The following is a 350-nucleotide window of genomic DNA, read 5'->3' as shown; positions in this document are numbered from 1 at the left end:
TTGAGCTTCGGCTCCACTGGTGGGAAACCGCGGTCTTGTCGATTGCATACTATATCACTCATCCCCAGGTTCAGATCGACGCCGATATTCCCGTATCGGAGTGGGGTTTGTCCGAGCTCGGCCGCGCGAGAGCGAACGCGATGCTCGACCAGCCATGGGTCGGATCGATCCGGTGCATCGTCCCATCGGGCGAACGCAAGGCCATCGAAACTGCCGAGGTGCTCGCCGGGCGCCTTAACCTGACCGTAGAGGTGAGGGAGCGCATGCATGAGAATGACCGCTCGGCAACCGACTTCCTGCCGCCTCCGGAATTCGAGGCGGTCGCCGACCAGTTCTTCGCCAATCCAAAC

General features: G+C 61.1%; 1 protein-coding gene. It reads left to right on the top strand.

The features are described from left to right. Positions 1-35: 35 nt before the first annotated feature. On the top strand, positions 36-350 hold a 315-nt coding region (locus EN808_RS35410; protein ID WP_135918238.1), incomplete at its 3' end, for a histidine phosphatase family protein.

This window comes from Mesorhizobium sp. M8A.F.Ca.ET.165.01.1.1 (genome assembly GCF_004792065.1).
Taxonomy (GTDB): domain Bacteria; phylum Pseudomonadota; class Alphaproteobacteria; order Rhizobiales; family Rhizobiaceae; genus Mesorhizobium.
The sequence above is the reverse complement of the archived record's forward strand: the minus strand, read 5'-3'. Positions and strand labels throughout refer to the sequence as shown.